At 73.1% G+C, this 26,142-nt stretch carries 27 protein-coding genes; 15 read left to right on the top strand and 12 right to left on the bottom strand.

Annotated elements, in window-relative coordinates:
• Positions 1–824: maltotransferase domain-containing protein (locus ACH4LD_RS16280; protein WP_398055338.1), on the bottom strand; the 824-nt coding region annotated here is incomplete at its 3' end.
• Positions 825–933: 109 nt separating this feature from the next.
• On the bottom strand, positions 934–1,233 hold the full coding sequence (locus tag ACH4LD_RS16275) for a DUF5133 domain-containing protein (protein WP_030641557.1): 300 nt from the start codon (positions 1,231–1,233) through the stop codon (positions 934–936).
• Positions 1,234–1,537: 304 nt separating this feature from the next.
• On the opposite strand from ACH4LD_RS16275, the gene ACH4LD_RS16270 reads away from it, so the two are divergent.
• On the top strand, positions 1,538–2,050 hold the full coding sequence (locus ACH4LD_RS16270) for a pep a2 (protein ID WP_132784586.1): 513 nt from the start codon (positions 1,538–1,540) through the stop codon (positions 2,048–2,050).
• On the top strand, positions 2,047–4,191 hold the full coding sequence (gene glgX / locus ACH4LD_RS16265) for a glycogen debranching protein GlgX (protein ID WP_398055337.1): 2,145 nt from the start codon (positions 2,047–2,049) through the stop codon (positions 4,189–4,191). Before ACH4LD_RS16270 ends, glgX begins: the two co-directional genes overlap by 4 nt.
• Positions 4,192–4,252: 61 nt before the next feature.
• On the opposite strand, the gene ACH4LD_RS16260 is transcribed toward glgX, so the two are convergent.
• Positions 4,253–5,062, bottom strand: coding sequence for a VOC family protein (locus ACH4LD_RS16260; RefSeq protein WP_398055336.1), 810 nt, complete (start codon positions 5,060–5,062; stop codon positions 4,253–4,255).
• 128 nt (positions 5,063–5,190) lie between these two features.
• Here ACH4LD_RS16260 and ACH4LD_RS16255 point away from each other — a divergent pair, with 128 nt between their 5' ends.
• Positions 5,191–5,505: an ANTAR domain-containing protein gene (locus tag ACH4LD_RS16255; protein ID WP_103816627.1), complete on the top strand. Its 315-nt coding sequence runs from the start codon at positions 5,191–5,193 to the stop codon at positions 5,503–5,505.
• Positions 5,506–5,628: 123 nt separating this feature from the next.
• On the opposite strand, the gene ACH4LD_RS16250 is transcribed toward ACH4LD_RS16255, so the two are convergent.
• Positions 5,629–6,426 carry an RNA polymerase sigma factor SigF gene (locus ACH4LD_RS16250; protein WP_398055335.1) on the bottom strand — a complete coding sequence of 266 codons (798 nt, stop codon included), beginning with the start codon at positions 6,424–6,426 and terminating at the stop codon, positions 5,629–5,631.
• Between the two features lie 273 nt (positions 6,427–6,699).
• Here ACH4LD_RS16250 and ACH4LD_RS16245 point away from each other — a divergent pair, with 273 nt between their 5' ends.
• The 4 genes from ACH4LD_RS16245 to ACH4LD_RS16230 all read left to right on the top strand — a co-directional run bounded on the left by ACH4LD_RS16245 (position 6,700) and on the right by ACH4LD_RS16230 (position 9,589).
• On the top strand, positions 6,700–7,155 hold the full coding sequence (locus tag ACH4LD_RS16245; protein ID WP_132784583.1) for a MarR family transcriptional regulator: 456 nt from the start codon (positions 6,700–6,702) through the stop codon (positions 7,153–7,155).
• A complete protein-coding gene (locus ACH4LD_RS16240; RefSeq protein WP_398055334.1) occupies positions 7,152–8,054 on the top strand; it encodes an ABC transporter ATP-binding protein in 903 nt (300 codons plus the stop codon). Before ACH4LD_RS16245 ends, ACH4LD_RS16240 begins: the two co-directional genes overlap by 4 nt.
• On the top strand, positions 8,014–8,874 hold the full coding sequence (locus tag ACH4LD_RS16235) for an ABC transporter permease (protein WP_398055333.1): 861 nt from the start codon (positions 8,014–8,016) through the stop codon (positions 8,872–8,874). The genes ACH4LD_RS16240 and ACH4LD_RS16235 overlap by 41 nt, the downstream gene beginning before the upstream one ends.
• A 190-nt stretch (positions 8,875–9,064) precedes the next feature.
• Entirely contained in the window at positions 9,065–9,589 is a 525-nt protein-coding gene (locus ACH4LD_RS16230; RefSeq protein WP_398055332.1) for a hypothetical protein, read from the top strand.
• 30 nt (positions 9,590–9,619) lie between these two features.
• Here the strand turns inward: ACH4LD_RS16230 and hemC are convergent, their stop codons facing one another.
• From hemC to ACH4LD_RS16215, 3 genes are all read right to left on the bottom strand, one after another.
• Entirely contained in the window at positions 9,620–10,555 is a 936-nt protein-coding gene (gene hemC / locus ACH4LD_RS16225) for a hydroxymethylbilane synthase (RefSeq protein ID WP_398055331.1), read from the bottom strand.
• 24 nt (positions 10,556–10,579) lie between these two features.
• Positions 10,580–11,560, bottom strand: coding sequence for an ATP-dependent DNA ligase (locus ACH4LD_RS16220; RefSeq protein ID WP_398055357.1), 981 nt, complete (start codon positions 11,558–11,560; stop codon positions 10,580–10,582).
• A 680-nt stretch (positions 11,561–12,240) separates the two neighbouring features.
• Entirely contained in the window at positions 12,241–13,710 is a 1,470-nt protein-coding gene (locus ACH4LD_RS16215; protein WP_398055330.1) for an MFS transporter, read from the bottom strand.
• A 250-nt stretch (positions 13,711–13,960) separates the two neighbouring features.
• On the opposite strand from ACH4LD_RS16215, the gene ACH4LD_RS16210 reads away from it, so the two are divergent.
• Entirely contained in the window at positions 13,961–14,626 is a 666-nt protein-coding gene (locus ACH4LD_RS16210) for a TetR/AcrR family transcriptional regulator (protein ID WP_398055329.1), read from the top strand.
• A gap of 85 nt (positions 14,627–14,711) precedes the next feature.
• On the opposite strand, the gene glpK is transcribed toward ACH4LD_RS16210, so the two are convergent.
• The gene (gene glpK / locus ACH4LD_RS16205) at positions 14,712–16,226 is read right to left on the bottom strand and encodes a glycerol kinase GlpK (protein WP_398055328.1); all 1,515 of its coding nucleotides are present in this window, start codon (positions 16,224–16,226) and stop codon (positions 14,712–14,714) included.
• Positions 16,227–16,271: 45 nt separating this feature from the next.
• Positions 16,272–17,039, bottom strand: a complete 768-nt coding sequence (locus ACH4LD_RS16200; RefSeq protein ID WP_398055327.1) for an IclR family transcriptional regulator — start codon at positions 17,037–17,039, stop codon at positions 16,272–16,274.
• Between the two features lie 183 nt (positions 17,040–17,222).
• Here ACH4LD_RS16200 and ACH4LD_RS16195 point away from each other — a divergent pair, with 183 nt between their 5' ends.
• Complete coding sequence (locus ACH4LD_RS16195; protein ID WP_398055326.1) at positions 17,223–17,651, top strand: ATP-binding protein; 429 nt, start codon at positions 17,223–17,225, stop codon at positions 17,649–17,651.
• Here ACH4LD_RS16195 and ACH4LD_RS16190 read toward each other — a convergent pair.
• The 3 genes from ACH4LD_RS16190 to ACH4LD_RS16180 form a co-directional block, all read right to left on the bottom strand.
• Positions 17,591–18,814 (bottom strand): PP2C family protein-serine/threonine phosphatase, encoded by a 1,224-nt coding sequence (locus ACH4LD_RS16190; RefSeq protein ID WP_398055325.1) that lies wholly within the window; start codon positions 18,812–18,814, stop codon positions 17,591–17,593. The genes ACH4LD_RS16195 and ACH4LD_RS16190 overlap by 61 nt on opposite strands.
• Positions 18,815–18,912: 98 nt before the next feature.
• Positions 18,913–19,671 carry an IclR family transcriptional regulator gene (locus ACH4LD_RS16185; RefSeq protein WP_398055324.1) on the bottom strand — a complete coding sequence of 253 codons (759 nt, stop codon included), beginning with the start codon at positions 19,669–19,671 and terminating at the stop codon, positions 18,913–18,915.
• Between the two features lie 187 nt (positions 19,672–19,858).
• Entirely contained in the window at positions 19,859–20,668 is an 810-nt protein-coding gene (locus tag ACH4LD_RS16180; RefSeq protein WP_398055356.1) for an EamA family transporter, read from the bottom strand.
• A gap of 147 nt (positions 20,669–20,815) precedes the next feature.
• Here ACH4LD_RS16180 and ACH4LD_RS16175 point away from each other — a divergent pair, with 147 nt between their 5' ends.
• From ACH4LD_RS16175 to ACH4LD_RS16150, 6 genes are all read left to right on the top strand, one after another.
• Positions 20,816–21,673 (top strand): LysR family transcriptional regulator, encoded by an 858-nt coding sequence (locus tag ACH4LD_RS16175; RefSeq protein ID WP_398055323.1) that lies wholly within the window; start codon positions 20,816–20,818, stop codon positions 21,671–21,673.
• Positions 21,674–21,768: 95 nt separating this feature from the next.
• Positions 21,769–22,419 carry a GntR family transcriptional regulator gene (locus tag ACH4LD_RS16170; protein ID WP_398055322.1) on the top strand — a complete coding sequence of 217 codons (651 nt, stop codon included), beginning with the start codon at positions 21,769–21,771 and terminating at the stop codon, positions 22,417–22,419.
• A gap of 57 nt (positions 22,420–22,476) precedes the next feature.
• Positions 22,477–23,247, top strand: a complete 771-nt coding sequence (locus ACH4LD_RS16165; protein WP_398055321.1) for a PIG-L deacetylase family protein — start codon at positions 22,477–22,479, stop codon at positions 23,245–23,247.
• Positions 23,244–23,954, top strand: coding sequence for a 4-carboxy-4-hydroxy-2-oxoadipate aldolase/oxaloacetate decarboxylase (locus ACH4LD_RS16160; protein WP_398055320.1), 711 nt, complete (start codon positions 23,244–23,246; stop codon positions 23,952–23,954). Before ACH4LD_RS16165 ends, ACH4LD_RS16160 begins: the two co-directional genes overlap by 4 nt.
• A complete protein-coding gene (locus ACH4LD_RS16155) occupies positions 23,951–25,048 on the top strand; it encodes a 4-oxalomesaconate tautomerase (protein WP_398055319.1) in 1,098 nt (365 codons plus the stop codon). The genes ACH4LD_RS16160 and ACH4LD_RS16155 overlap by 4 nt, the downstream gene beginning before the upstream one ends.
• Entirely contained in the window at positions 25,029–25,979 is a 951-nt protein-coding gene (locus tag ACH4LD_RS16150) for a catechol 2,3-dioxygenase (protein ID WP_398055318.1), read from the top strand. Before ACH4LD_RS16155 ends, ACH4LD_RS16150 begins: the two co-directional genes overlap by 20 nt.
• Positions 25,980–26,142 lie beyond the last annotated feature (163 nt).

Raw genomic sequence — 26,142 nt, 5'->3', positions numbered from 1 at the left:
GGGGAGCCGATCGCCCAGGGCACGCCGACGTCGTCCGGGCCGGGGTTGAGGGTGTTGTTGCGGCCCTTGCGGAAGGTGGTGCCGATGGGGTGGATGGGCGGGAGGTAGACGACGTCGAAGCCCATGTCCGCGATCGGCTTCAGCCGGCGCGCGGCCGTGCGGAAGGTGCCGTGCGGCTCCTGGGCGGTGCCCTCCGAGCGGGGGAAGAACTCGTACCACGAGCCGTACAGCGCGCGTTCACGCTCCACCAGCAGCGGCATCGGATCGGAGGCCGTGACCAACTCCCGCAGCGGATACCGGGCCAGCAACGCCTCGACCTCCGGGGACAGCGCCGCCTTCAGACGGTCGTGCACCGACAGCGAGTCGTCGCCGAGGGCGTGCGCGGCGGCCAGCACCAGGGCGCGCTCGGGTCCCTTGGGCACCCCGGCGGCGGCCCGCTCGTACAGCTCGGCGCCCTCCTCCAGGACCAGGCCGGTGTCGATCCCGGCCGGCACCTTCACGGACGCGGTGTGCCGCCAGGTCGCCAGCGGATGGCTCCAGGCCTCCACCCGGAAGGTCCAACGGCCCGTCGTGTCCGGGGTGATCTCCGCGCCCCAGCGGTCGCTGCCCGGGGACAGCTCCCGCATCGGTGTCCAGGGCCCCCGGCGGCCGTCGGGATCGCGCAGGACCACGTTCGCCCCCACGGCATCGTGCCCTTCGCGGAACACGGTGGCCGTGACCTCGAAGGTCTCCCCGGCCACCGCTTTCGCCGGGCGCCTGCCGCACTCCACGGCCGGCCGGACGTCACGTACCGGTACACGGCCGATGGCCGGGGTCCTGCGCATGTATCTCACCTCCGCCGTGCGCGGAGCCGGGCACCCGGCCCGGCTCCGCGATCCGAAAGTCGGGCCGGCGCGCGCCGGTCCCGAGAGGAACGCCTTGTACGGTGCCAGGTCAGGGGCTTGGCGCCGTGGAACGCCGCTCCGGTGGCGGCGCTCTTCTGGCCGCCCGGCGTGGCTGCGGCCGTCCGTCCTGCTCGCGCAGGTAGGTGACCAGGTTCGTGCGGAGGTAGCGCTCGGCGGCGTCCGCGGCCTCGCGGGCGCAGCGTTTGCCCATCAGCACGCACAGCGTGTACCCCGAGTCCTCGAAGGTGGCCCGGACCGTGCGGTCGTGGGGCGAGGCGAGCATCACGCGCTCCCACGCCCGGTAACGCCGCAACTGCCGGGCCACTTCGGCCTTGGCGGGTAGCAGCATGACCCTCAGCCACCTTCCACGCTCTCGACTGGGCGCGTTCCCGACGGTCGGGTGGCGTCCGCGCACGGGAAGGCGCGGCACCGTTACGGCGATCGAGGCTTTCACTTATGGTGCACGCGCGACGACGCAGCGTCTTGTTGGAGCTTCAACCATTCGGGGTGCCGGGTGCTCGTGTTGCACGAATGGCGTAGCGGGCTCACCGTGGAGGTGACTCAGAAGCGATCAGCGCTCACGCTATGTGTCCGGGATCCCTCCCGGGCAGGGCAAGGGGAGCGAGAGCTTCGCCGGTGAGGAGCAAGCGACGATGAAGACCGCAGTGCCCTGCTACTACCACCTCGACGTGGAAGTCAGCCCGGAACGGGTGGGACAGGTCAGCCGCATCCTGGCCGCCCACCTCCGCTACTGGGACCTCGACAATCTCGTGGACCCCGTCTGCCACGGCGCCGAACTGCTGCTGCGCGCGATCGACGAGCACGCGACGGACAAGCACACCTCGATCGAGATGTGGTGGAACGGCCAGCACCTCATCACCGCCTTCGGCGACGACGACCCGGATCTGCGTCCGGACCTGGACCTGCGGTCCTGCCTCGCGGACATCGCCGCGATGAGCGACGGCTGGGGCTGCTGCGCCTCGGACACCGGCAGCAAGATCATCTGGTTCTCGCAGCGCGCCCGCGCCGGCCAGCGCGTCCCGCTGGTGCCCACCGCCCCCGCGCCGACGCTGCGGGAGGGTCTCACGGTGCCGCGCGAGGAGCCGGTGGCCGTGCTCGCCGCGCCGGCGCCCGCCGGGGACGACGCCCTGGAGGGCAGCCGGTGACCGCCCGCAAGCGCCGCAAAGGGGTGCCCGTGTGGAGCGGGCACCCCTACCCGTTGGGTGCCGCGTTCGACGGACAGGGCACCAACTTCGCCCTGTTCAGCGAGGTCGCCGAGCACGTGGAGCTGATCCTCGTCGACGACGCCGGCACCGCCACCCCCGTCCCGCTGCAAGAGGTCGACGGCTTCGTGTGGCACGCCTACCTGCCCGGTGTCGGACCCGGCCAGCGCTACGGCTACCGGGTGCACGGCCCCTGGCAGCCCTCGCTCGGCCACCGCTGCAACCCGGCCAAGCTGCTGCTCGACCCGTACGCCCGCGCCGTGGACGGCCAGATCGACAACCACGCCTCCCTGTACGAGCGCGCCCCGGACGGACCCGCCCCGGCGGACAGCGCCGGCCACTCCATGCTGGGCGTGGTCACCGACCCGTTCTTCGACTGGGGCGACGACCGCCCGCCCCGGACGCCGTACGCGGACTCGGTGATCTACGAGGCCCATGTGCGCGGCCTGACCATGACCCACCCGGACGTCCCGGAACGGCTGCGCGGCACCTACGCCGGCCTCGCCCACCCCGCGGTGACCGAGCACCTCACCTCGCTCGGGGTGACCGCGGTCGAGCTGATGCCGGTGCACCAGTTCGTCCAGGACGGCGTGCTCCAGGACCGCGGCCTGTCCAACTACTGGGGCTACAACACCATCGGCTTCTTCGCCCCGCACAACGCCTACGCCGCCTTCGGCACCCGCGGCCAGCAGGTCAACGAGTTCAAGGCCATGGTGAAGGCGCTGCACGCGGCCGGCCTCGAAGTCATCCTCGACGTGGTCTACAACCACACCGCCGAGGGCAACGAACGGGGCCCCACGCTGTCCTTCCGGGGCATCGACAACGCCTCCTACTACCGCCTGGTCGACGGCGACTGGGCGCACTACTACGACACCACCGGCACCGGCAACAGCCTGCTGATGCGGCACCCCTACGTACTCCAGCTGATCATGGACTCGCTGCGGTACTGGGTCACCGAGATGCACGTCGACGGCTTCCGCTTCGACCTCGCGGCCACACTGGCCCGGCAGTTCCACGAGGTGGACCGGCTGTCGGCGTTCTTCGACCTGATCCAGCAGGACCCCGTCATCAGCCGGGTCAAGCTCATCGCCGAGCCCTGGGACGTCGGCGAGGGCGGCTACCAGGTGGGGAACTTCCCACCGCTGTGGTCGGAGTGGAACGGCAAGTACCGGGACGCCGTACGGGACTTCTGGCGGGCCGAGCCCGGTTCGCTCGGCGAGTTCGCCTCCCGGCTCACCGGCTCCTCCGACCTGTACCAGCACAGCAGGCGCCGGCCGCGCGCGAGCGTCAACTTCGTCACCGCGCACGACGGTTTCACCCTGCGCGACCTGGTGTCGTACAACGACAAGCACAACGAGGCGAACGGCGAGGAGAACCGGGACGGCGAGAGCCACAACCGGTCCTGGAACTGCGGGGCGGAGGGCGAGACCGACGATCCCGCCGTCCTCGAACTGCGCGCCCGCCAGCAGCGCAACCTGCTGGCCACGCTGCTGCTCTCGCAGGGCATCCCGATGCTCTGCCACGGCGACGAACTCGGCCGCACCCAGCGGGGCAACAACAACGCCTACTGCCAGGACAACGAGATCTCCTGGGTGGACTGGGACCTGACCGACGAACAGCGGGCCCTCGCCGGGTTCACCCGGCGCCTGATCGCCCTGCGCGCCGCGCACCCGGTGCTGCGCCGACGGCGCTTCTTCCGCGGCGAGACCGCGACCCACGCCAGGCAGCCGCTGCCCGACCTGATGTGGCTGCGGCCCGACGCCCGGGAGATGACCGACCGCGACTGGCAACGCGGGGACGCGCACACGGTCGGGGTGTTCCTCAACGGGGACGCCATCGCCGAACGCGACTCCTACGGCCGCCGCATGGTCGACGACTCCTTCCTGCTGCTCGTCAACGGCTACTGGGAGCCGGTCGTCTTCCGCCTGCCCGACGACTCCTTCGGCGAGCGCTGGACCACGCTGATCGACACCGCCGACGCCGAGGGCGTCCCCGACGAACGCGAACGCAAGGCGGGCACGAAGGTGCGCGTGGAGGCGCGCAGCCTGGTGCTGCTGTCGCGCCCCTCGCGGGTCGCCGGTTAGAGGGCTCGAAGCCGACGGCGCCGCACCCCACCGGGTGCGGCGCCGTCGGCTTCGAGTGTCCTCACCGGCTCCGGCGGGACGTCACCGTGAACTGCGCACCGTCCGGGTCGCGCAGGATCGCCTCGGTCTCCTCCTCGCGCAGCACGCTGCCGCCGTGCTTCTCCGCCGTGCGGGCGCAGCCGGGCACGTCGCTCACCGCGAAGTGGACCTGCCAGTGCGGGCGTACCGAGGGGTCCGGGGCCGCCTCCACCGCGCCCGAGTCGATGCGCGCCACGATGTCACCCTGGCTGCGCAGCACCACCTCGCCGCCCTCGTACTCGACCTCGCAGCAGCCCGGCAGCCCGGTCGCCCAGTCCAAAACCTCGCCGTAGAAGATCGCGGCGTCGAAGGCGTCCCGGGTGTGCAGCCGGACGAAGGTCGGTGCCGCCTGCCGCCACGCCTCCCAGTTGCTGACCAGTTCGCCCTGCCAGATGCCGAACGTGGCCCCGTCCCGGTCGGCGAGCAGCGCCGCGCGGCCCGGCGGGAAGGACAGCGGTCCGACCGCCGACGTGCCGCCGCGCTCCCGGACCCGGGACACGGCCACGTCCGCGTCCGGTACGGCGAAGTACGGCGTCCAGGCCACCGCCATCTGCCACATGGAGGCGACGGCGGCGATCCCGGCCACCGGGACCCCGTTCGCCAGGGCGATCCGGAAGTGCTCGCCGAGCTTGGCGCCGCGCCAGCGCCAGCCGAGGACGGCCGCGTAGAAGTCCTGGGTGGCCTGGAGATCGCGGCTGGTCAGGCTCACCCAGCACGGTGCGCCGAAGACGGAGTGGGTGGAGACGACTTCTTTTCTGCGGGGCTCGCCGCCCGTGCGGGTGTCGTGGTTCATGGCAGTCGCGTCCTGCTCTCGGGGCCGGGCGGCCACCGGTCTGGCACCAGTGTCCGACCGGAAGCGGGTGGGCTGCCTGTCGGGTACCCCGGGTGGCGGGGGTGCAGGCCCCTGCGCACGATGGAGGGATGGGAGAGATCGAGCCGGACCGGATCGCCGCGCTGCAGGCGGAGGTCGACCAGCTGAAGGAGGCCATGACCTCCCACGCGGTGATCGACCAGGCGATCGGGATGGTCGTGGCCCTCGGCCGGGTGACCCCGGACCAGGGATGGCAGGTGCTGAAGGAAGTCTCCCAGCACACCAACATCAAGCTGCGCAACATCGCGGAGCTGATCCTGATCTGGGGGCGGCGCGGCGACATCCCGGCCGAGATCAGGGCCGAGCTGGAGGACGCGCTGGACCGGTACGGCCCCACCCAGGTGCCGGGGTCCGAGGGACAGTAGGCTCCCGGGACCTCCCGGGAGCCGAGGGCCGAGGCTGCGAGCCGGGGGCCGAGGCTCCCGGGCCTTCCCAGGAGCCAGGGCCCTCCCGGGAGCCGGGGAACGGGGCTCCCGGGGAAGGCGGGCTCAGCGGGCGCGGGCCTCCGCGAGCAGTTCGTCGCGCAGCCGGTCGAAGCAGCCGCTGAGCAGCCGCGAGACGTGCATCTGCGAGATGCCCAGCTGCTGGGCGATCCGGCTCTGCGTCATGCCACCGAAGAACCGCAGGTAGAGGATGGTGCGTTCACGCTCGGGCAGCGCCTCCAGACACGGCTTCACCGCGGCCCGGTCCACGACCAGGTCGAACCCCGGGTCCGGGCAGCCCAGGGAGTCGCCCAGCGCGTATCCGTCCGTGCCGGCCACCTCGGCGTCCAGGGACAGCGCGGAGAAGCACTCCAGCGCCTCCATCCCGGTGCGCACCTCGTCCTCGCTGAGCCGCGTGAACGCGGCGATCTCGGCGACGGTGGGCGCCCGGCCCGGCGTGGTCTGCGTCAGCTCCTTGGAGGCGGCGCGGACCCGGTTGCGCAGGTCCTGCACCCGCCGCGGCACATGCAGGGTCCACATGTGGTCGCGGAAGTGGCGCTTGATCTCCCCGGTGATGGTGGGCACCGCGTACGCCTCGAAGGCCCGGCCGCGGTCGGGATCGTAGTGGTCGACGGCCTTGACCAGGCCCAGCGCGGCCACCTGGTACAGGTCCTCCAGGGCCTCGCCACGGCCGCGGAACCGTACGGCGATCCGCTCGGCCATGGGCAGCCACAACCGGACGAGCTCGTCCCGCAGCGCCTGGCGCTCGGGACCGTCGGGCAGCCCGGCGAGCCGCTCGAAAGCGCCGCTGGTGTCCGGGGCGTCGTCGTGTGGATGGGGTTTCGTGCTGCCAGTGACACGCATCGCGCGCACCTCTCTCAGCAGGTGCTGGATGACAGACACCGTGGGAGGTGCGCTCGGACCATGGATAGGACACCGGGGCGTCCGGCGAGGGCCGGCTCCCACGGACGTGCCTCCTGTCCGAAGCACTGTTGAGCCCATTCCCGCTGATGGACATCTCAAAACAAACAAGTACATATAGGGGTAGTCGGGCAGGGTGTTCTTGACCGTCTCTTGGGAAGCCCTGGGAAAGCCCTGGGGGAGCGATACCTCTGTAACAGAGGTAATCTCCGAAGCGTGGTCGCCGACATCTTCCCGGAGGAACTCGCCGACGCGCTGGTGCGCATCCCGCGGCTGATCCGGCGCCGGCTGCGCGGCGGGCTCACCGTGCCCCGGCTGCGCGGTGCCGAGGTCGAACTGCTGCGGCTGGTCGAGTCCCGGCCCGGGATCGGTGTCTCGGACGCGGCCCGCCGGCTGCACCTGGCCGGAAACTCCGTGTCGACCCTGGTCAACCAGCTCGTCCGGGACGGCTACCTGGTCCGCGAGACCGACCCGGCCGACCGGCGGGCCGCCCGGCTGCTGCTGACCGGGGCCGCCGAACAGCGGCTCGCGGACTGGCAGCGCCGCCGGGCCGAACTGGTCGGCCGGCATGTCTCCCGGCTCGGCGAGGCCGACCGCGAGGCCCTGCGCGCGGCCCTGCCGGCCCTGCGCAGGCTGGCCGTCATGCTGCACGAGGAGGCCGAGGAAACATGACGAGCGACCTGCCCGACGGATCCGGTACGCCCGGCGCACCGGAGGCCTCCGGCCCGCCCGACGCCGCGGCCCGTGCCCCCGTCGAAGCCGTCTCCTGCACCGGTCTGGCCTACGCCTTCGGTGAGACCCGTGCCGTCGACGGGCTGGATCTGGCCGTCCGGGAGGGTGAGGTGTTCGGGCTGCTGGGACCCAACGGGGCCGGCAAGACCACCGCCATCCGGTGCATCACCACACTGCTGCCCGTCCCGGCCGGCATGGTCCGCGTCTTCGGGCATGACGCCGCCAGGGAACGGATGGCGGTGCGCCGGCTGCTCGGCTACGTCCCGCAGCAGCTCTCCGCCGACAGCGGGCTCACCGGCCGGGAGAACGTCGCCCTCTTCGCCCGGGTCTTCGACGTGCCGCGCCGCGAGCGCGCCGCACGCGTCGCCCAGGCCCTCGCCGCCGTCGGCCTCGCCGACGCCGCCGACCGGTTGGCCGGCACCTACTCCGGCGGCATGGTGCGCCGCCTGGAACTCGCCCAGGCCCTGGTCAGCGCGCCCCGGCTGCTGATCCTGGACGAACCCACGATCGGCCTGGACCCGATCGCCCGCACCGGCGTCTGGGAGCACATCAACGCCGTACGCGCCGCCACCGGCATGACCGTCCTGGTCACCACCCACTACATGGACGAGGCCGACCAGTACTGCGACCGGGTCGGCCTCATGCACCGCGGCCGGGTCCGCGCCCTCGGCACCCCGGCGGCCCTGCGCCGCGGCCTCGCCGAGCGGCAGGGCGCCGACCGCCTGCCCACCCTGGAGGACGTCTTCCGCGACGTCGCCGGCAGTGGCCTGGAAGACCACCCCGCAGGAGGTTTCCGCGATGTCCGAAGCACCCGCCGCACCGCGCACCGCGTCGGCTGACGGCACTCCCGGAGAGGGCACCGCCCTGCTGCTCACCCCGCCCGTACCGCGCGCGGGCTGGCGGGTCCTGCCCGCCCGGGTGGTCGCCATGTGCGCCGTCGAGCTCCAGAAGCTGCGCCACGACCGGACCGAGCTGTACACCCGCGCGGTCCAGCCCGCCCTGTGGCTGCTGATCTTCGGCCAGACCTTCACCCGGATCAGGGCGATACCCACCGGCGGGGTCCCGTACATCGACTACCTGGCGCCCGGCATCATCGCCCAGTCGGCGATGTTCATCGCGATCTTCTACGGCATCCAGATCATCTGGGAGCGGGACGCGGGCATCCTGAACAAGCTGCTCGTCACCCCGACCCCGCGCTCGGCCCTGATCACCGGCAAGGCCTTCGCGGCCGGGGTGAAGTCCCTGGTCCAGGCGGTCGTCGTGATCGTGATCGCCGCACTGCTCGGCGTAGCCCTCACCTGGAACCCGCTCCGGCTGCTCGGCGTCGCCCTCGCGGTGGTCCTCGCCTCCGTGTTCTTCTCCTGCCTGTCGATGACCATCGCGGGGATCGTGCTCAGCCGTGACCGGCTGATGGGGTTCGGGCAGGCGATCACCATGCCGCTGTTCTTCGGCTCCAACGCCCTCTATCCCGTGTCGGTGATGCCGGGCTGGCTGCAGGCGGTCAGCAAGGTCAACCCGCTGAGCTATCAAGTGGACGCCCTGCGGGGCCTGCTGCTCGGTACGCCCGCGCATCTGGCCGCCGACTTCGGGGTGCTGGCGGTGGCCGCGGCGGCGGGCATCGCCGCGGCCTCCGCGCTGCTCGGCCGGCTGGCCCGCTGATCTTGCCGTGGACGTGATGTGCGGCACGCGCGCGAACCCGGCCGGGAGCGGCCGGACACGGATTCTTCCTGCGCAGCGCTTGATCACCGATCAAAGCGGGTGAATCCCCTGGCCACGGCGCATTCCGCTCATTTGACAGTGCGCTGAGCGCACAGATAGACAGCAGCTCTCGAAGGTCGAGAGGGGCACTGTGTACGAGCCGAACGTGGTCGGGGACTGGCAGGAGTACGAGGAGCATGCCGGTCTGCGGGTCCGCGTCCACCGCCTGGAGCCGGCCGAGCCGCCGCGCGGACGGGACGACGCCGCCGCCGGGCTGACGTACTTCAGCGTCCGGGTGACCGTGGAGAACCGCGGCGCGCGGCACTACGGCATCCATCTGGAGGACGGTCAGATCGACGTCCGCGTCGGTCCGGACGGCGAGGGCGCCTTCATCGACTGGCGCAACTCCCAGTTCATCGAGGGCTTCGACGTCTACCCGCTGCGCCGGGCCACCGCCGTCGTCTACGCCGCCGCCCCCGAGGCCGCCCTCACGCACGTGGACGTGCAGGTACAGCTGCGGGTGGAGGACGAGTGGACCGACCGCCGGCTGTGGGCGGGCGGCATCGGCATCGTGGAGCCGGCCGCGCCGACCGCATCCGCCGGCACCGGACAGGGCAGCCTGGCCCACCAGGTCAGCGCGTTCCTGAGGGACCAGACCGAGCCCGGTTCCGCCTGACGAGCGCCCGCGCGGGGCGTCGTACGACGCTCAGTGCGGAATGCCGTCGATGATCTCGCGTGCCCCCTGCCGCAGCAGCGCCACCGCGACCGAGGTGCCGAGGGTGGCCGGATCGAGCCGGCCCGCCCACTCGTGGGCGTTCAGCCGGGTCTTGCCGTCGGGCGTGAAGACACAGGCCCGCAGGGAGAGTTCACCGCTCCGGTCCACGCGCGCGTATCCGGCGATGGGGCTGTTGCAGTGTCCCTGGAGCACGTGCAGGAACATCCGTTCGGCCGTCGCCTCCCGGTGGGTGGCCGTGTCGCTGAGCCCGCTGACCGCGTCGATCAGCTCGCTGTCGTCCTCCCGGCACTGCAACGCGAGGATGCCCGCGCCGATCGGCGGCATCATCGCCTCCGGGGACAGCACCTCGCTGATCACGTCCGCCCGGCCGATGCGCTCCAGGCCGGACACCGCCAGCAGCAGCGCGTCCGACTCACCGGCGGCCAGCTTCTCCAGCCGGCGGTTGGCGTTGCCCCGGAAGGGCACGCACTCCAGATGCGGATGGGTGGCGGCCAGTTGGGCGATGCGGCGGACCGCGGAGGTGCCGATCCGGGTGCCGGCCGGCAGCTCGTCCAGGGTGAGCCCGCCCGGGTGCACCAGCGCGTCCCGGATGTCGTCCCGCTTCAGGAACGCGGCGAACACCGTCCCGGCCGGCAGCGGCCGGTCGGCGGGCACGTCCTTGACGCAGTGCACCGCGAGATCCGCCTCGCCGGCCAGCAGGGCGGCGTCCACCTCCTTGGTGAACGCTCCCTTGCCCTCGACCTGGGACAGATCGCCGAGCCACTTGTCACCGGTGGTCTTCACCGGTACGACCGTGGTGCGCACGCCCGGGTGCAGCACCGCCAGCTCGGCGCGCACTCGTTCGACCTGGGCCAGGGCCATGGGCGAGTCGCGGGAGACGATTCGGATCAGTTCGGGAACCGGCATGCGGACACGATAGACCCACCGGCCTCAGCCGGATGCCCCGGGCAGGTCCGCCGCCGACTCCTCCGGGGTGAGATCCGGGCGCAGCCGCAGCCAGGAAGGCTGGCGCAGCATGCCGTTGCGGGTACGGGTGCTGTAGCTGACCTCGCCCACCAGCCGGGGCAGCACCCAGCGGGCGCCGGGGACGCGCGGCACGGGCTCGAAGGGGCACCGGTCGCTCGCCGTGTCCCGCAGCAGGTCCGCCAGCCGGGTGCGCTCCGTCTCGCTCCAGCCGGTGCCCACCCCGCCGACGTACCGCAGCCGGCCCTGCGGGTCGCGCTGGCCGACCAGCACGGCGCCGGGCAGTCCGGTCAGCCGCCCCTTGCCGGGCAGCCAGCCGCCGACGATCACGTCCTCGGCCCGCATGTTCCGGATCTTGATCCAGGCGCGGGAGCGGACGCCGGGCTCGTACACCGAGTCCAGCCGCTTGCACACCAGGCCCTCCAGGCCGTGCTCCCTGGTCGCCGCGAGTGCCTCGGCGCCGTGCCCGGTCACCGCTCCCGGCGTCGACCAGTACGGCCCGGCGAGCCCCAGCTCCTCCAGCCGGGCCCGCCGCCGGAGGTACGCCAGCCGTACCAGGGACTCCTCCAGATAGGGCACGTCGAACAGCACCAGGTGCACCGGGACCTGCGCGGCCCGGCGCGCCGCCCGCGCGGGGGCGTGCGCGAGGCCCATCCGGCTCTGCAGGAGCTGGAAGTCGGCCCGGCCCCGCTCGTCCAGGGCCAGCACCTCGCCGTCCAGCACGGCGGGGGTGGTGCCCAGCGCCCCGCCGAGCGGCCGGAGCTCCGGGTAGGCACCGGTGATGTCCTCGCCCGAGCGGGCGCGCAACAGCACACTGCCGTCGCCGGGCAGGTACGCCATCACGCGTTGGCCGTCCTGCTTGGTCTCGTACGCCCACCGCGCGTCCTGCGCGGCGGGCGGCAGGCTGCCGGGCGTCGCGAGCATGGGCGGAATCAGCGGCAGGGTCACGGCGGTCACGGCAGAGATCTCGACCACCCCCGACGCCGTCACGCCCCTTTGCCACCGGGTTCCCCTGAACGGTTGAGTGACGAGGGCGGGAGCGGGTGCCGCCGGCCCGGGGTGCCTGGGCGGGGTGCGGGGGCCGGTATGGGCGGTGGAAGGCGTGCGCGGACGGGTGCGGCTCGCGCGGTCTGGGACGAGCTGGTCGGGCCCCATGCGGCCTGGAAGGTGGCTGTGCGGTGTTGTGTGGGCTGGGTGGAGTGCTGGGGCCGGCGTGGTGGGGGTGCGGGGGCGGGATGTGCGGTGCGCGACGAGTCGGCGTAGGACCCCGGCGCTCGCTCCGCTCAGTAACACAACCCGCACCGCCCCGCCCCGCGCGGCGCCGACTCCGTGCGGGGCCCGGAGCCGGGTGGGGCAGGCAGGGCGCCGGGCGGGCGCCGGGTGCTACCGGTGGCAGCGGGGCGGGAGCGCTGGGTCGGCCTGGTCGGGTGTCGGGCGAGTCGAGCCGGCGGGCCGTACCGGGCCCGCGTGGTGCGGGCCCGGTGTCGCCTGGGTGGGCGGTTACGGCATCGGGTCGGCTGACACGTGCCGGCGGCGGGGTGCCCTCAGTCGCCCCGCTCGGTCGGGGGAGTACTGCTCAGGCGGCCGTTTCCGGCGGCGGGAGGTCCGTCCGGTCGGCGCGGTTCCGCTCAGGCGACCCGTTCGGTCGTCGGTTCCGGGGCCGGGGTCGGGGCCGGGGTGTCGGGGCGGTGGCGGGGGAGGAAGGAGGCGAGGACGAAGGCGAGGGCCGCCGCGCCGGCGCCGAGTGCCATGACGGCCTTGAAGCCGTTCTCGGACGGCAACGCGTGGCCGCCCAGACTGATCGTCATCTGGGCCAGGATGACGCCCGCGACCGCGCTGGCCACCGACGTGCCGATGGACCGCATCAGCGTGTTGAGGCTGTTCGCGGCGGCCGTTTCGGAGGCAGGGACCGCGCCCATGATCAGCGCGGGCATGGCGCCGTAGGCGAAGCCGACGCCCGCGCCGATGACGCAGGAGACCAGGACCAGGTGCCAGACCTCGCTCATCAGCACGATGTTGAGCGCGTACCCGGCGGCGACGATGACCGCTCCGATCATGAGCGTGATCTTCGGCCCCCGGGACTTGGTGATCATGGCGGAGACCGGGGCCATGGCCATCATCACCAGACCCTGCGGTGCCATCACCAGGCCGACGGTGAGCATGGACCTGCCGAGGCCGTAGCCGGTCCGGGTCGGCAGCTGGAGGAGCTGCGGCAGCACCAGGGACATCGCGAACATCGAGAAGCCGAACGCGATGGAGGCCAGGTTGGTGAACAGCACCTGGCGTCGGGCGGTGGTGCGCAGGTCGACCAGAGGCTGCGCGGTACGCAGCTCGAACAGGCCCCAGCCCAGCAGCACGACGACGGCGAGCGTGAACAGGCCCAGGGTGGTGCCGCTGCCCCAGCCCCAGTCGGCGCCCTTGGAGACGGCCAGCAGCAGGGAGACCAGTCCGACGGCCATGCCCAGCGCGCCGGCCACGTCGAAGCGCCCACCCGTGCGCACGCTGGACTCCGGCACCAGGCTCAGCACGCACCCGAACGCGACGACACCGAGGCTCGCGGAGGTCCAGAACAGCACGTGCCAGTCGAAGTGGTCGGCGATGAATGCCGCGGCGGGCAGCCCGAGCGCGCCGCCGACGCCCAGCGAGGCGCTCATCAGCGCGGTGGAGCCGGCCAGCTTCTCCGGCGGCAGTTCGTCGCGCATGATGCTGATGCCCAGCGGGACCACGGCGGCGGCGAGCCCCTGGAGCGTACGGCCGACGATCATCGGGACGAGCGCGTCGCTGAGCGCGCACACCACCGAGCCGGCCACCAGCAGCACGAGGCTGACCAGCAGCAGGCGCCGCTTGCCGAACATGTCGCCGAGCCGGCCGGCCACCGGGGTGGCGACGGCGGCGGCCAGCAGCGTGGCCGTGACCGCCCAGGCGGCGTCGGACGCCGAGGCGTGCAGATAGCCGGGCAGCTCCGGGACGATCGGGATCACCAGGGTCTGCATCAGCGACACGGTGATACCGGCCAGGGCCAGCACCGCGACCACGGCACCGGGCCGAGCCGGAGCGGAGCGGCCGGCCTCGGCGGGCCGGGCGGGGGCGTCGGACATAGGGAGACCTTCCGGGGAACAGGGAAACATGCCAGAGCCGAAGGACCGGACGGGTGACCGGGCTTCATTTAAGTCAACTGCTTGACTTACTGTAGCGGCATGGAGCGGCGGCACGCGGAGCCACGTCCCCGCCGGTGCGGACGGGCCCGTAGGCTGCCCCCGCTGGACCTCGCCGCCCCGGTCGAGGACCTGGGCGGAGCGCGGGACGGGCCGGCCCAGGGCGGTGCGCAGTCCCGGAGCGGTGGTGAGCATGGCGCGCAGGACGGCGCGAGCCGAGCAGGTGAGCGCGACCCGGGAGGCGATCCTGACGGCGGCGGAACGGCTGTTCGCCGAGCACGGCGTGTACGCCGTCTCCAACCGCCAGGTCAGCGAGGCCGCGGGGCAGGGCAACAACGCCGCGGTCGGCTACCACTTCGGCACGAAGTCCGACCTGGTCCGCGCGGTCGCCCGGCGGCACGCCGAGCACATCGAGACACTGCGGGAGCGGGCGCTGGCGGCGGCCGGTGACTCCACGGACGTACGCGACTGGGTCGACTGCCTGGTGCGGCCCGTGACCGAGCACCTGGCGAGCCTCGGCAGCCCCACCTGGTACGCCCGCTTCTGCGCCCAGGTCATGACCGACCCTGCCCTGCACGAGATCATGGTCGAGGAGTCCTTGACCTCACCGGCGCTGCGCGAGGCGGTCGAGGGCCTGAACCGCACCCTGCCGGAGCTGCCGCCCGAGGTGCGCGCCGAACGCGGCCAGATGGTCCGGCTGCTGATCCTGCACACCTGCGCCGAGCGGGAGCGGGCCCTGGCCGAAGGCACCCCGACCCCGCGCGCCACCTGGGACGAGGTGGCCACGGGTCTCGCGGACGCGATCGTGGGCCTGTGGCTGGCCCCGGTGGGCGCCGCCCGCCGGACCGCGACCGGCTGAACCCGGCGCCCCGGTCCGGGCGTCCGGTGCCGGGCCGACCGATCGGAGGGCTGCCCCGCGACGGTGTCCTCCGGGCCGCCCCGTGTCAGCGGGACCGTGGCGGTCCGACCCAGCCCAGCGAGCGTTCGACGGCCCGCTGCCAGTTGTCGTACTCCGCCTCCCGCCGCTCGGGGTCCATGGCGGGCAGCCACTGGCCGGCCTTGTGCCAGTTGCGGCGCAGCACCTCCAGGTCGGACCAGTAGCCGGCGGCGAGCCCGGCCGCGTAGGCGGCGCCGAGGGAGACCGTCTCGGCGACCATCGGCCGTACCACCGGCACGTCGAGCACGTCGGCCACGAACTGCATCAGCAGGTTGTCCGCGGTCATGCCCCCGTCCACCTTGAGCTGCCGCAGGGCGACCGAGGAGTCGGCGTTCATGGCGTCGACGACCTCCCGGGTCTGCCACCCGGTGGCCTCCAGGACGGCCCGCGCCAGGTGCCCCTTGGTGATGTACGAGGTGAGCCCGACGATGACCCCGCGCGCGTCGCTGCGCCAGCGCGGCGCGAACAGGCCCGAGAAGGCGGGGACGATGTAGCAGCCGCCGTTGTCCTCGACCGTACGGGCGAGGGTCTCGATCTCCGGCGCGCTGCTGATCAGCCCCAGGCGGTCACGGAACCACTGGACGAGCGCGCCGGTGACGGCGATCGACCCTTCCAGGGCGTAGGCCGGCTGCTGGTCCCCGATCTTGTAGGCGACCGTCGTGAGGAGCCCGTGCCGCGACCGCACCAGGTCGGTCCCGGTGTTGAGCAGCAGGAAGCTCCCCGTTCCGTAGGTGCACTTGGCCTCGCCCGGGGAGAAGCAGGTCTGGCCGAACAGGGCGGCCTGCTGGTCGCCGAGCGCCGCCGTGATGAAGACGCCCGGCAGCAGCGAGCGGGCCTCGTCGTACGGCTCGGCGGACGGCCTGATCTCGGGCAGCATCGAGCGGGGCACCCCGAAGAAGTCCAGCAGTTCGTCGTCCCAGGCGAGCTTGCGGATGTTCATCAGCATCGTGCGGCTGGCGTTGGTGACGTCGGTGATGTGCAGGCCGCCGTCGGGTCCGCCGGTGAGATTCCAGATCAGCCAGCTCTCCATCGTGCCGAACAGCACCTCGCCGTCCCGGGCGCGCCGCTCGACCCCCTTGACGTGGTCGAACAGCCACCGGATGCGCAGCGCCGAGAAGTAGGTCGACGGCGGCAGGCCGCAGCGGTCGAGGAAGAACGCCTCCCCGGGGTCCTCCGCGAGGGCGTCGACGAGCGGCGCCGTGCGGGTGTCCTGCCAGACGATCGCCCGGCCGAGCGGCGCGCCGGTGCGCCGGTCCCAGAGCACCGTCGTCTCCCGCTGGTTGGCCACGCCGATCGCCGCGATCTGCCCCTGGTCCACACCGGCGTCCGACAGGGCCTCGGGCACCACGCGCCGCAGGTTCTGCCAGATCTCGACGGCGTCGTGCTCGACCCAGCCGGGCTTCGGGAAGTGCTGCTGGTGCTCCTTCTGCGCGACCGAGACCAGCCGCCCCCGGTGGTCGAACAGGATGCAGCGGGTGGAGTTGGTGCCCTGATCGATGGACATTACGTACCGTTCAGCCATGATCGGGTCTGCCTTCCGACGGATCGAGGGGCGGCTGTCCTGGCCTCACCAGCGGGTGGCTCCGAGGTCCCTGGAGATCGCACGCGCGGCTTCCCGGATCAGGGTGACCAGATGCGGGCGGGGCCGGCCCTGGCTGTCGCAGATCCGCTCGACCGGCCCGGACAGCCCGATGGCGCCGACGACGAGCCCGCCGTGCCCCCGGATCGGCGCCGAGAGGCCGGCCTCGCCCATGCTCATCTCCTGGATCTCGGCGGCCCAGCCGAGCTCCCTGACCTCGGCGAGCGCCCGGCCGAGCCGCTCGGGATCGACCAGCGTGTGCCGGGTGTACGCCTCCAGCCCCGGCGGCCGGGCCGGTTCGACGGTCGCGGTCCCGAAGGCCAGCAGGACCTTGCCGAGCGAGGAGGCGTGCAGGGGCAGCAGCGCGCCCACGTCCAGGGTCTGGAAAGTGTCGTCCGGCCGGAACACATGGTGGACGATGAGGACGCTGCCCTCCAGGGGGGTCCCGAGGCGCACCGCCTCCCCGCTGCGGGCGGCCAGGGCGTCGGCCCAGTTGAGGGAGCGCGAGCGCAGTTCGTTGACGTCCAGGTAGCTGGTGCCGAGGTGCAGCAGGGCGGCTCCGAGCTGGTACTTCCCGGTGGTCGCGTCCTGCTCCACGAAGTCCACGTGCTGGAGGGTGCGCAGGATGCCGTGGGCGGTGCCCTTCGCCAGCCCCAGCGACGCCGCCACCTCGCCGAGACCTAGTCGGCGGGGCCCGCCGGCGAGCAGGCGCAGGATCGCCGCCGCCCTTTCGATCGACTGGACTGGGCCGGCCATGAAGCGAGCCTATTACCCCCGTGCACCCTTCGCCGCGCGGACGAGATGCGGATGCGGGACCCGCGCGTTCGGTAATGCCGACCGCCGTTCATTGACCAGCCCGATTTGTCTCCCTAGGTTTCATTGAAGCCCGGAAAGGCGTCGACTCACGCGCCCGGCCGGCACACACCATCGGGAGAGAACATGGCGGCACAGCTCAACACGCTGCTACGGGCGGCGGCACGCGAACACGTGTGTCCGGTGCCGCCCGTCCCCGGCGCCGTCTCGGCCATCCGCCGGGGTGCGGCGGCGGCCCTCGCCGAATGGAACGTGTCTCCGGAGATCGTCGAGGACGGGCTGCTGGTGGTGTCGGAACTCGCCACCAACGCGGTCATCCACGCCCGGCCCCCGGCCGAGCTGCGACTGTCCTGGGAGGCGAGCGACGCGGGTGGCACCCTCCGCGTGGAGGTCACCGACGCGGGACCCGCGCGTCCGGCGGGGCAGTCGCTCGGCTGGCTCGATCCGGACGAGCACGGCCGGGGCGAGGCGATCGTGCACGCCCTGGCGACACGTCACGGCATACGCGTGGGGCGCGGCGGGGTCACCCGGTGGGCGGAGCTCGTCGCGGTCTGAGACTCCCGGGACGTCGCCCGCGGCCCGGACGGCGCGGTGACCGGCTCCCGCGAGGCCGTCTTCCGCAGCAGGAGGAGGGCGGCGTCGTCGTGCAGCCGCCCGCCCACGTGCGCCAGCAGTTCGCCGTGGAGCGCGGTGAGCGTGCGGTCCGGCTCGTCGGACAGATGGCGGGCCACGCCCTCGGCCAGCGGATAGAACGCGCGCTGGTGATTGCGCGCCTCGGTGACCCCGTCCGTGTAGAGCAGCAGCTGGTCGCCCACCGTGAAGGGCAGCCGCTGCAGGCGGGGTGCCTGGCCCGAGAGGGCGCGCAGCCCGAGGGGTGGCGCGGGGTGGGCGGGCTCCACCGCCCCGACCTCTCCGGCGGCCGATATCAGCAGGGGAGGCGCGTGTCCGCAGTTCACCACCTCCAGGTGCCCGGCCGCGGGGCAGCCGGCGACCACGGCGGTGACGAAGTCGTCCGGGCCTAGGTTGCGCGCCAGGCTCCGCTCGATACGGCCCACGACGGCGAGCAGGTCCGGCTCCTCGTGGGCGGCCTCGCGGAACACCCCCAGCACCAGTGCGGCGGTCCCCACGGCGGGCAGCCCCTTGCCGCGCACATCGCCGACGATCAGCCGGACGCCGTACGGGGTGGGCACCAGGGCGTAGAGGTCCCCGCCGATCCGGGCCTCCGCGGCGGCGGCGCTGTACCGGACGGCCACCTGGAAGGGGCCCACCGTCTCGGGGACGGGCTGGAGCAGTGCCTGCTGGGCGGCCTCGGCGACCGAGCGCACCGCCGCCAGGACCCGTTCCCGGCGGCCACGCAGCGCGCCGGCCAGGCAGCTCGCCGCGGTGACGGCCAGCAGGGCGCACAGGACGGCCGCGAGCTCGCGCGTGGGAACCCGGTGCGCCAGGGCCAGCGCCGTGCCGGTCGCCGCGGCGAGGAGACCGGCGCAGAGCACACCGCGCGGGCCGTTGACGGTGCCGGCCAGGGCGGGTCCGGCCGCCAGCAGCGGCAGCCAGGTCGTGCCCGTTCCCCCCGCGACGCCGACGAGCAGGACCACCGCGGCGACCAGGACCGGCAGCCCGTGCACGACCGTGGCCGACAGCCCGCCGGCCCGCCGGCGGACCGATCCCAGGACGTCGGCCGCCCGGTCGCTGCACAGCTTGTGTGGGGCCTGGCGCATGTCTCGTCCGCAGTCCTCGCCTGTAGGGGGTGCACACCCGGAACGTCCGTTTCATCCAGAAAACGTGGTGGGAGGGGGCGACCACAAGGATTGGATTTTCAGATAGTGAGCGAGAGTCCCCGGGTCACCCGGTCGGCGATCGGGAGCAGCCGGGCCCGCATCTCCTGAAGCCGGTCCTGCCGCTCCACCGGCAGGGAGACGCCCAGTGAGCCGAGGGTGGTGCCGCGGTAGACGGGTACAGCGACGCAGACGGTGCCGACCGCGTACTCCTCCAGGTCCGTAACGGCCGGTGCCATCGGGGGCGACTCGATCCTGCGGAGCAGCTCGGGGAGGCTGGTGACCGTGTGGGGCGTGAGGTCGGCGAGGTGGTGCCTGGACAGGTAGTCCCGGCGGGCCTCCTCGTCCAGCTCGCGCAGCACGGACTTGCCCAGCGCGGTGGCGTGTCCGGCGTCCTCGAAACCCACCCACAGGTCGACCCGGGGTGTACGGGGGCCGTCGACGATCTCGGCCACCCTGATCTCGCCGTCCTCGTAGAACGTGAGGTAGGCGGGCGTCGACAGCTCGTCCCGCAGGGCGGCGAGCGCCGGGCGCACACGGCTGAGCAGCGACTGCGTGGCGCCGGCCGCGGACAGCGAGTTCAGCCGGTCGCCGAGGACGAACCCGCCGTCGTCCAGTTTCCGCACGTATCCGTCGTGCATCAGGGTGCGCAGCAGGTGGTAGGCGGTGGCCAGGGGCAGCTGCGTCTCGCGCGCCAGTTGCTTCGCCGGCGCACCGTTCGCGTGCGCACTCACCGCCTCAAGCAGCCGGAAGGCCCGCTGCACGGAGCCGATCAGGGTGGGACCGTCCTGAGCGCCCATAACCAACAGGCTGCCCCGGGCGTCCGGCTCGGGCAAGGCAGGGACCGAGCGGGCGGGGCAGGCCGGGGGGACACGTGCGTCCGGGTGGCGGGTGGGTGCCCGGGCGGGCCGTCCGGCCCGCCAGCTCCCCGTAGGACCGCACGGCCTGCCAGGCGCCGGGCGCGGGCGTCGGTGTGCCGGTTTCGCGTCAGCGCCGCGTGGCGAGGCTCAAGGCGTTGGCCGCCACGACCGCGCCGATCCCCGCCCACTCCACGGCGCCGAGGCCCTGGTCCAGGATCACCCGGCCGACCACGGCCGCCAGGACCGGGTTGACGCTCATGAACAGGCCGAACGTCTGTGCCGGTACGCGGCGCAGGGTCAGCAGGTCGGTCAGGTACGGCACAGCGGAGGAGAGGACCCCGGCGGCGACGGCGCACAGGACGGCCCCGGCCGTCGGCGGCCGGCCGAGCGCGACGGCGACGCCGACGGGCAGGAAGGCCAGGGCGGACACGGCCGAGGCCGCCGCCGCCCCCTGCGCGCCGGGGATGCGCCGCCCGACGACCCGGTTGAGCAGGATGTACGACGCCCAGCAGCACGCGGCGGCCAGGCCGAGGGCCATGCCGGTGTAGTCGGCGGACGGGCGTGGTCGCATCAGGACCACGACCCCGGCCCCGGCCAGCACCGCGCACCCGGCGTCCAGCCGGCGGCGGCACGCGGCGAGCGCGATGGTGAGCGGCCCCAGGAACTCCAGGGTCACGGCGAGGCCCAGGCCGATCCGGTCGACGGCGCTGTACAGGCTGAGGTTCATCGTGCCGAACACCCCGCCCAGCAGCAGCACCGGCCACCACTGCCGCCAGGTGAACCCGCGCAGCCGGGGCCGGGCGACGGCGAGCAGGACGAGCGCGGCGACGTACTGCCGTACCGCCACCACGCCGAGCGGACCGAGGACGGGGAAGGCGAGCGCGCCGACGGCGGCGCCGGTCTGGTTGGACAGCCCGCTGCCGGCCATGGCGGCCACTCCGGCCAGGCGCCGGGGCGAGGGCGCGGCCGGGGGCAACGGCCCGGCCACGGCGGGGCGTTCGAGAGCTGGTCGCATGCCGGGGATCGTGCGCGCGCGGCTGGCCTACGCAAAATGCATGCGTCATTCGATCTATACGCTAGGCGTATGCAGGACATCGATCTGCGCCAGTTGCGCTGTCTCGTGGCCGTCGTGGACGAAGGCACGTTCACGGACGCGGCGATCGCCCTGGGCGTCTCCCAGGCCGCCGTCTCCCGCGCCGTCGCCTCCCTCGAACGCGCCCTGGGCGTACGGCTCCTGAGGCGCACGTCCCGCGAGGTGACCCCCACCGCCACCGGCGTCCGCGTGGTGGCCCAGGCCCGGCGCGTCCTCGCCGACGTCTCCGACCTGGTCCGGGAGGCCACCTCGGGGCACACCCGGCTGCGCGTCGGCTACGCCTGGTCGGCGCTGGGCCGCCACACGGTCGCCTTCCAGCGGCGCTGGAGCGCGGCCCACCGCGACACCGAGCTGCACCTGGTCCGCGTCAACTCGCCCTCCGCCGGGCTCGCCGAGGGCGCCTGCGACCTCGCTGTCGTCCGCAGACCGCTGGACCACCGGCGCTTCGGCACCGCCCTCGTCGGGCTGGAGCGGCGGCTGTGCGCGCTCGCCGCCGACGACCCGCTCGCCCGGCGCCGCTCCGTGCGGCTGGCCGATCTCGCCGACCGGCTCCTGCTGGTGGACCGCCGTACCGGAACGGCCACCCCCGACCTGTGGCCGCCGGAGTGCCGGCCGGCCACCGAGGAGACCCACGACGTCGACGACTGGCTCACCGTCATCGCCGCCGGACGCGGGATCGGGGTGACCGCCGAGTCCACCGCGCACCAGTACCCGAGGCCCGGCATCGTCTACCGGCCGGTGCGCGACGCCGAGCCCGTCGCCGTACGGCTGGCCTGGTGGCGCGACGATCCGCACCCGGCCCTCCAGACGGTTCTGGAACTGCTCGCCGAGCTGTACCGGGCCGGATGAGCAGGGGCACGGGGGCGGAGTTCCTGCGAACAAAATTGTTGACAATCTTGTCTGGCAAGATTTAGGTTCGACAGGCACTCACTCAGGGAGGGCACATGCCGAAGGAAGCCCGTCCGACCACCGGAGAGCAGGCCAAACAGCACGCGCTCGCGCAGCTGCGGCAGGCGATCCTGCACGGCGAGATGGCACCGGCCCAGCGGCTGGTGGAGAACGAACTCGCCGAGCAGTTCGGTGTGACGCGGGCCAGCATCCGCGCGGCGCTGATCGATCTGGAGGCGCAGGGACTGGTCGAGCGGATCCGCAACCGCGGCTCGCGGGTGCGGGTGGTGACCGTGGAGGAAGCGGTCGCCATCACGGAGTGCCGCATGGTCCTGGAAGGGCTGTGCGCGGCCAAGGCGGCCGTCGCGGCCAGTGACGAGCAACTGGCCGAACTGACCGACCTCGGCGCGGCGATGGAGAAGGCCGTCGCCGACGGCGAGCCGGTGACGTACTCCGACCTCAACCACCGGCTCCACGACCGGATCCGGGAGATCTCGGGGCAGCGGACCGCGGTCGAGCTGCTGGAGCGGCTCAACGCCCAGCTGGTCCGCCACCGCTTCCAGCTGGCGCTCCGGCCGGGGCGTCCGCAGCAATCCCTGAACGAGCACCTGGCGATGATCGAGGCGATCAGGGCCAGGGACCCGCAGGCGGCCGAAGCGGCCGTCCGCGCCCACCTCGCCGGCGTGATCGAGGCGCTGCGCGACTGACCGTCGCACCGACCGGGGCGGGGCGGGCGCACCCTGTCGACCAAGGAGAACCGAGCAATGACGCACGCCAACGCGCCCGCACCCGCACCCGCACCCGCACCCGCACCACGATCCACCCTCGTCGTCACCGCGCACGCCGGGGACTTCGTGTGGCGGGCGGGCGGGGCCGTCGCCCTGGCCGCCTCCCGGGGCGAGAAGGTCACCATCGCCTGCCTGACCTTCGGCGAGCGCGGTGAGTCCGCCAAGGCGTGGCGCGAGGGGAAGACCCTTGAGGAGATCAAGGAGCTGCGCCGGGAGGAGGCGGAGCGGGCCGCCGCCACCCTCGGCGCCGAGGTCCGCTTCTTCGACGCCGGCGACTACCCGCTCGTCGCCGGCCCGGAACTGACCGACCGGCTCGTCGCCGTCTACCGCGAGACGCAGCCCGACGTCGTCCTCACCCACCCGGCGGAGGACCCGTACAACGGCGACCACCCGGCCGCCCACCGGATGGCCCTGGAGGCCCGCGTCCTCGCCCAGGCCATCGGCTACCCCGGACCCGGCGAGATCATCGGCGCCCCGCCCGTCTTCTGCTTCGAGCCGCACCAGCCCGAGATGAGCGGCTTCCGGCCCGAAGTCCTGCTGGACATCACCGAGGTGTGGGAGACCAAGCGCAAGGCCATGGAGTGCCTGGTTGCCCAGCAGCACCTGTGGGACTACTACACCGACCTCGCCGTCCGCCGCGGCGTCCAGCTCAGGCGCAACGCCGGCCCCAACCTGGGCCTGCCGCACCGGACCATGGCCGAGGCCTACATGCGCCCCTACCCGCAGGTCACGAAGGAGCTGGCATGAGCGGCGTGATCGTCACGAACCCGCCCAGGGCGACGGCCGAGGACGTCGACGCCCTCGCCGGGTACGGCGTCGCCACCGTGCACGAGGCGATGGGCCGCACCGGACTGCTCCCCAGCCGTCTGCGCCCGGTCCAGCAGGGCGTCCGGGTCGCCGGCACCGCGGTGACCGTGCTGTCCTGGCCCGGCGACAACCTCATGATCCACGCGGCCGTCGAACAGTGCCGCGAGGGCGACCTCCTGGTCGTCACCACCACCTCGCCCTCCACCGACGGCATGTTCGGCGAGCTGTTCGCCACCGCGCTCCAGCGGCGCGGGGTGCGCGGGCTGGTCATCGACGCCGGTGTCCGCGACACCCGGGAACTGCGCGAACTGGGCTTCCCCGTCTGGTCCGCGGCCGTCTGCGCGCAGGGCACGGTGAAGGCGACCGGCGGCTCGGTCAACGTGCCCGTCGCCATCGGCGGCCAGGTGGTCCGGCCCGGGGACGTGATCCTCGCGGACGACGACGGCGTGGTGGCCGTCCCGCGCGGGAAGGCCCGTGAGGCGGCGGAGGCGTCCCGGGCCCGCGAGGCCAAGGAGGCCGCCTCCCGCGCCGCGTTCCAGGACGGCCAACTCGGCCTCGACCGCTACGGGCTGCGGGACAAGCTCGCCCGGCTGGGCGTCACCTACACCTCCTACGAGGAGTACGCCCGGGAGGGAGCCGGCGCATGACCGGGTCCGCCGGAGTGCGCTGCACGCTGATGCGCGGCGGCACCTCCAAGGGCGCCTACTTCCTGGCCGAGGACCTGCCCGCCGACCCCGCCGCCCGCGACGACCTGCTGCTGCGGATCACGGGCAGTCCCGACCCGCGCCAGATCGACGGCCTCGGCGGCGCCCACCCGCTCACCAGCAAGGTGGCCGTGGTCTCCGCCTCCGCCGGCCCGGACGCCGACGTCGACTACCTGTTCCTCCAGGTCGCCGTCGACCGCGCCGAGGTGAGCGACCGGCAGAACTGCGGCAACATCCTCGCCGGAGTGGGCCCGTTCGCGGTGGAGCGGGGGCTCGTGGCCCCCGGGGCCACCGAGACCTCCGTACGCATCCGGATGCTCAACACGGGGGAGCGGGCCGTCGCCACCTTCCCCACGCCGGGCGGCCGCGTCGACTTCACCGGGGAGGCCGAGATCTCCGGGGTGCCCGGCACCGCCGCGCCCGTGGTCATCGAGTTCCCGGCCGCCGACACCCCGCTGCTGCCCACCGGCCGGGTCCGCGACACCGTCGCCGGCACCGAGGTGACCTGCGTGGACAACGGCATGCCGACCGTGCTCGTCCCGGCCGCCTCGCTCCGGGTCACCGGCTACGAGCAGCCCGGCGACCTGGAGGAGGACCTCGCGCTCGCCGACCGGCTCCGCGAGATCCGGCTGGCCGCGGGGGAGCTGATGGGACTCGGCGACGTCGAGAACGCCACCGTCCCCAAGCTCACCCTGCTCGCCCCGCCCCGCTCCGGCGGCGCGGTCACCACCCGCACCTTCATCCCCGTCCGCTGCCACACCTCGATCGGCGTCCTCGGCGCCGCGAGCGTGGCGGCCGGGCTGCGCCTGCCCGGGGGAGTGGGGGAGGGCATCGCGGAACTCCCCGAGCACGGCGACCGCGTCCGCGTCGAACACCCCACGGGCTTCCTGGACATCGACGCCGTCGTCGATCCGGACACCGGGGTGGCGCTCCGTACCGCCGTCGTCCGCACGGCCCGCACGATCTTCGACGGCACCGTCTTCCCCCGCCCGCCCGCACACCCCTCTGGAGGCAACGATGGCTCCGCCCCTCGGTGACATCGCCCATGTCGGCCACGTCCAGCTGTTCACGCCGGACCTGGACGCCAGTGTCGCCTTCTTCACCGACTACCTGGGGCTCACCGTCAACGGCCGGGACGGCGGCACCGTCTTCCTGCGCACCTTCGACGACTACGAGCACCACAGCCTGGTCCTCACCGCCCGCGACACCCCCGGCCTCGGCCGGCTCGCGCTGCGCACCTCCAGCGAGGAGGCACTGCAACGCCGGGTGAGGGCGGTCGAGGAGGCGGGTGGCACCGGCCGCTGGACGGAGGACGAGCCCGGCGTCGGCAAGCTGTACGTCACCACCGACCCGGACGGCCACGAACACGCCCTGTACTGGGAGAGCGAGCACTACCGGGCCCCCGACGAGCTGAGACCGGCGCTGAAGAACCAGCCGCAGGCCAAGCCCAACCGGGGCGTGGGCGTCCGCCGCCTGGACCACGTCAACTTCCTCGCGGCCGACGTGCTCGCGAGCGCCCAGTTCCAGGAGCGGGTGCTCGGGGCCCGGCCCACCGAGCAGATCCGGCTCGACTCCGGGCGGATCGCGGCCCGCTGGCTGACCTTCACGAACAAGTCGTACGACGTGGTCTACACGGAGGACTGGACGGGCTCGACGGGCCGGCTCCACCACATCGCGTTCGCCACGGACACCCGCGAGGACATCCTGCGCGCCGCCGATCTCGCCATCGACAGCGGGGTGTTCATCGAGACGGGCCCGCACAAGCACGCCATCCAGCAGACGTTCTTCCTGTACCTCTACGAGCCCGGCGGCAACCGCGTCGAGCTGTGCAACCCGCTCACCCGGCTCGTGCTGGCCCCGGACTGGCCGCTGGTCACCTGGACCGAGGCGGAGCGCAGGAAGGGCCAGGCCTGGGGTCTGAAGACCATCGAGTCCTTCCACACCCACGGCACCCCGCCCGTGGGCTGAGACCCCACCAGACACGGCACCAGGGGCTGCACAGCGCTGTGTGCGGCCCCTTTCGCGCACGTGAAACCGAGGCGCCCCAGTGTTCCCTAAGATTGTTGACAAAACTGTTGACTCTTTGGGGGCGGCTTCCTAGCGTCTGGCGCACCACGCATGAGAGGTAACA

Origin of the sequence: Streptomyces sp. NPDC017676 (genome assembly GCF_044329325.1) — a bacterium.
Classification (GTDB): Bacteria; Actinomycetota; Actinomycetes; order Streptomycetales; family Streptomycetaceae; genus Streptomyces.
This window is presented reverse-complemented; position numbering and strand designations above follow the sequence as displayed.